Origin of the sequence: Escherichia sp. MOD1-EC7003 (genome assembly GCF_002965065.1) — a bacterium.
Classification (GTDB): domain Bacteria; phylum Pseudomonadota; class Gammaproteobacteria; order Enterobacterales; family Enterobacteriaceae; genus Escherichia.
In genome coordinates this window covers 1-268 of record NZ_PTRE01000236.1, presented here as the reverse complement: position 1 = coordinate 268, position 268 = coordinate 1, and the positions used below count along the sequence as shown (strand labels likewise).

Here is a 268-nt window from a genome sequence, read left to right as displayed (position 1 = left end):
CGAGAACGTAGGCCAGCCGCAAACTCTGACGTTTATCCCGTGGTTTAGCTGGGCTAACCGGGGGGAAGGCGAAATGCGGATCTGGATGAATGAGGAAAAGTATTTCCATCCGTAGGTTGGATAAGGCGCTCGCGCCGCATCCAACGCAGGGGGCACATTGCCTGATGCGACGCTTAACGCGTCTTATCAGGCCTACGAGTCGGTGCGAGAACGTAGGCCAGCCGCAAACTCTGACGTTTATCCCGTGGTTTAGCTGGGCTAACCGGGG

General features: G+C 57.1%; 1 protein-coding gene. It reads left to right on the top strand.

Going from position 1 to position 268, the window contains the following annotated elements:
• Window positions 1–115: hypothetical protein (locus A7090_RS26850; RefSeq protein ID WP_241957297.1), on the top strand; the 115-nt coding region annotated here is incomplete at its 5' end.
• Window positions 116–268 lie beyond the last annotated feature (153 nt).